At 42.5% G+C, this 4320-nt stretch carries 3 protein-coding genes and 1 pseudogene; 3 read left to right on the top strand and 1 reads right to left on the bottom strand.

Annotation, left to right across the window (positions count from 1 at the left end):
- Both F6K37_RS33190 and F6K37_RS33185 read left to right on the top strand, forming a co-directional pair.
- Positions 1-1290 (top strand): annotated as a pseudogene (locus tag F6K37_RS33190) (Na-K-Cl cotransporter); the annotation flags it as partial.
- A 28-nt stretch (positions 1291-1318) separates the two neighbouring features.
- The gene (locus F6K37_RS33185) at positions 1319-1456 is read left to right on the top strand and encodes a hypothetical protein (protein ID WP_287254924.1); all 138 of its coding nucleotides are present in this window, start codon (positions 1319-1321) and stop codon (positions 1454-1456) included.
- A gap of 16 nt (positions 1457-1472) precedes the next feature.
- Here the strand turns inward: F6K37_RS33185 and F6K37_RS33180 are convergent, their stop codons facing one another.
- Positions 1473-1922: a response regulator gene (locus F6K37_RS33180; RefSeq protein WP_008182291.1), complete on the bottom strand. Its 450-nt coding sequence runs from the start codon at positions 1920-1922 to the stop codon at positions 1473-1475.
- A gap of 739 nt (positions 1923-2661) precedes the next feature.
- On the opposite strand from F6K37_RS33180, the gene uvrB reads away from it, so the two are divergent.
- Positions 2662-4320, top strand: a 1659-nt coding sequence (gene uvrB / locus F6K37_RS33175) for an excinuclease ABC subunit UvrB (protein WP_287254926.1), incomplete at its 3' end; no start/stop codon positions are given.

The raw sequence follows: 4320 nt of genomic DNA, 5'->3' as shown, positions 1-4320 counted from the left end.
GTATTACCCCGTTGGATGCGATTCCTAGGTACGGGTAGTGGACGAGATGATGAACCACGGATTGGTACCGCTGTAACGTTGGGAATCGCTACTGCAGCAGTTTGCCTTGGTCAATTAGATATCATTGCACCAGTGCTAAGTATGTTCTTTCTGACCACCTATCTGGTGTTGAATGTAGCAGCTGCCATTGAGGGCTTTTTGCAAAGTCCTTCCTTCCGACCCTCCTTTAAAGTTAACTGGTTTCTGTCACTGTTAGGGGCATTGGGTTGCCTGATCGTAATGTTTTTGATAAATGCCTTTGCCACAGTGGCAGCAGCTGTTATTGTCTTAGGGGTTTACCTTTGGCTACAGCAGCGGGAACTGCGCACAGCTTGGGGGGATGTACGCCGGGGCATTTGGATGGCACTGTTGCGCACTGGTATTTTTCAGATTAGTCATCACCCTGATCCGAAAAACTGGCGACCCCACATCTTGGTGCTGTCGGGAGCTCCCACTAAACGATGGTCTTTGATAGAGTTAGCCGATGCTCTGACCCATAATCGCGGTTTAGTGACCGTTTCGAGTATTTTACCCAGTAGTTCCCATAGTGTTGCTAAGCAGGCACAGTTAGAACAAACCATCAGTGAGTATCTCGAACGGCGTAGTGTACAAGCTCTAGTGCGCTTGGTAACAGCACCGGATCCCTTTACCGGAGCCCGGCAACTGGTGGAAACTTACGGTATAGGACCACTAGTTCCCAATACAGTTTTACTCGGGGATAACGAAACCCTTAGCCGTCGCCAGCCTTACTGTCGCTTGATTACTCACATACACCAGGCAAAGCGTAATGTAGTGATTCTGCGGGAAAATCGGGAGCAGGGTTTCGGTAGTCGTCAACGGATTGATGTTTGGTGGGGCGGTAAGCAAGCCAATGGTAGCCTGATGTTGCTCCTCGCCTATCTATTGCGCAGCGACCTGAAGTGGCAAAATGCTGAGATTTACCTCAAGTTGGTGCTTCCTAATGAAATAGCAGCTCAAGCAGCACGGGCAAACCTAAGTAATTGGGTGAAACAGTTGCGGATTGGGGTTATTTGTCAGGTGCTGGTTTCCCAAGGGCGTTCTTTTAATGCTATTCTTCATGAGTCATCGGCTGATGCTGACTTAATCTTTATGGGTATGGCTACACCAGACGATAAGTTTACTCAATATTACGAAAGCTTACAACAAAAAACTGCTGGTCTTCCTACCATTGTCTTTGTACTGGCTGCCCCTGGGTTTGCTTTCCATGAAGTTCTCAGTGAAGATTTGTAGTATACTAACAGCAATTTAAAATTTTTAATTGCCAATTGACTATTACTATCAAGTCTGGTTAATCACTGATAAAATAGTCTCGGTATTTTTGGTAATAGGTAATGGAGACTTGGTAATCGTTAACTACCAAGTCTCCATTACCTATTACCAGATACAAACCCTATAGCATGAATTGGCAATGCTTAATTTTTGGGTGGCAGTTTAACAATACTTAGCCAGAAGTTTTCAATTGACTTCAATACTTTGAGAAACTGGTCTAATTCAAAGGGCTTAGTGACGTAGGCATTGGCGTTTAGCTTGTAGCTTGTGAGGATGTCCTGGTCAGAATCTGAGGAGGTGAGAATAATCACTGGAATTAAACTCAATTTTGGATCAGATTTAATCTGTGCTAACACTTCACGACCATCCATCACTGGTAGATTCAAATCCAGCAAAATTACGTCGGGACGGGGTGCTTTAGTATAAGGGGACTCTCGACGTAGAAATGCCATAGCGTCCTTACCATTGGTAAAAGTCTGGATATTGTTGCGAGTATTGCTATTTTTTAAAGTAGCTTTGGTCAAGTCTACGTCACGATGATTGTCTTCCACTAGCAATATTTCAATCCGCTGAATAGTATTTCTATAGTTCATAATTCCTGATTTTTTTATGTTGAGATTAAAACAATCAATTTGTAAAGAGTTTATAGTGGCTTTTTTTGGAATACATATAATTTTCGATTAATTGGGGCGTTGTCAGGTATAATCGATAATACTTATCTCCCTCGAAATTACCGATTAATAATTACCAAAATTAACAATTATTTATTTTTGGGTTAGTTGTTAATATTAGATATATATGATTATTGTTTCATAGTTTTAATGATATAATTATCAATTTAATAATAAATTAATTATTACAGCTTTTTTAAATTAAATTAGGTACAAATTCCTAATTTGTATAGAATAGGGAATAGGGAATAGGGAATAGGGAATAAGGAATAAGGAACAGAACAAAAAAACTGTGTGCCTCATAGTTATGAAAAACGATGTAGTACAAAAAAAGCTTAGTTAACTAAACTATTAAAATGCTCTAACATGAAATAAAATGTCGATAGCAAATGATAAATATTGATAGGAATAATTTTGGTAATTAACCGTTTTTAATTACCGATCACGTATAGTTTTTATACGTGATAATTATGAGTTAAGCAATTAGCATTTAACCAGATAGTTCTCATCCTCCCCTCCGAATTTTGGGCAAGTATTAAAACTATCTATTGAATTTGGGGAATAATCTATCCATCAGTACCTATAAATGTACAAAAATTATGATGAAATTATAGATAGTATTTTTACGGATTTTTTTTTAGCTGTGCCAGAAGCGTCTAAGATGCTATTTAACCTCGAAGCCCCTTTTCAACCAACAGGGGACCAACCCCAAGCTATTTCCCAACTCACCACTTACCTCAAGGCTGGCAACCGTATCCAAACTCTACTGGGTGCTACGGGGACAGGTAAGACTTTCTCCGTGGCATCGGTAATTGAAAAAGTTGGCAAACCTACCCTATTACTTGCCCACAACAAAACCTTGGCTGCGCAGTTATGTAACGAATTGCGGGGGTTTTTTCCCCATAACGCGGTGGAGTATTTCATTTCCTACTATGATTACTACCAGCCGGAAGCTTATATCCCGGTCACTGACACCTACATCGAGAAAACCGCGTCAATTAATGATGAAATTGATATGCTGAGGCACTCAGCTACGCGATCGCTTTTTGAACGGCGGGATGTCATAGTGGTGGCTTCCATTAGCTGTATCTATGGCTTGGGTATCCCCTCAGAATACTTAAAAGCCTCGATTCCTCTGCGGGTAAATACCGAAGTTGACCAACGCCAACTCTTACGGGATTTAGTCTCAGTACAGTATTCCCGGAATGATTTAGAATTGGGACGCGGACGGTTCCGGGTGAAGGGGGATGTGTTAGAAATTGGCCCGGCTTATGAAGACCGAATTATTCGGGTAGAATTCTTCGGAGATGAAATTGATGCTATTCACTACGTTGACCCAGTGACGGGTGGAATTTTCCAAAGTGTAGAGGGAGTAAATATTTACCCTGCTCGTCACTTTGTTACTCCCGATGAACGGTTGGAAGAAGCTTGTAATGCTATTAAGGCAGAACTTGAGGAACGTTTGGCTCAATTGGAGCAAGCTGGGAACTTGTTAGAAGCCCAACGGTTGGAACAGCGTACCCGCTATGATTTGGAAATGTTGCTCGAAATTGGTTACTGCAATGGTGTGGAAAACTATTCTCGTCACTTGGCTGGACGCAAGCTTGGGGAACCACCAGAGTGTTTGATTGATTATTTTCCCGAAGATTGGCTTTTGGTAGTGGATGAATCCCATGTTACGGTGCCGCAAATTCGGGGAATGTACAATGGCGATCGCGCTCGAAAGCAAGTGTTGATTGACCATGGCTTTCGCTTACCCAGTGCAGCAGATAATCGACCCCTGAAGGCAGAGGAATTCTGGGCAAAGGTGAATCAGTGTATTTTTGTCTCTGCTACTCCTGGGGATTGGGAGATGGAAGAATCTCAAGGGCGAGTCGTGGAACAGATCATTCGTCCTACCGGAGTGCTTGATCCAGAAATCTTTGTCCGTCCTACAGCAGGTCAAGTAGATGATTTGTTGGCTGAGATTAAGCAGCGGGTGGATTGTCAGGAAAGGGTGCTGGTAACAACCTTAACCAAGCGCATGGCTGAGGATTTGACAGACTATCTGCAACAACGGGATATTCGGATCAGCTACTTACACTCGGATATTAACTCTATTGAACGGATTGAAATCTTGCAGGCGTTGCGCCAGGGTGAATTTGATGTATTGGTTGGGGTTAACTTGTTGCGAGAAGGGTTGGATTTGCCAGAAGTCTCTCTGGTAGCAATTTTGGATGCGGATAAGGAAGGGTTCCTCAGGGCAGAGCGATCGCTTATTCAAACTATAGGCAGAGCAGCACGTCATGTCCGAGGGCAAGCCATTATGTATGCTGATACC

Source organism: Moorena sp. SIO4E2, from assembly GCF_010671945.1.
In the GTDB taxonomy this organism is placed as follows: Bacteria; Cyanobacteriota; Cyanobacteriia; order Cyanobacteriales; family Coleofasciculaceae; genus Moorena; species Moorena producens.
Note: the sequence above shows the minus strand (reverse complement) of the source record. Positions and strands in the feature narration are given on the sequence as shown.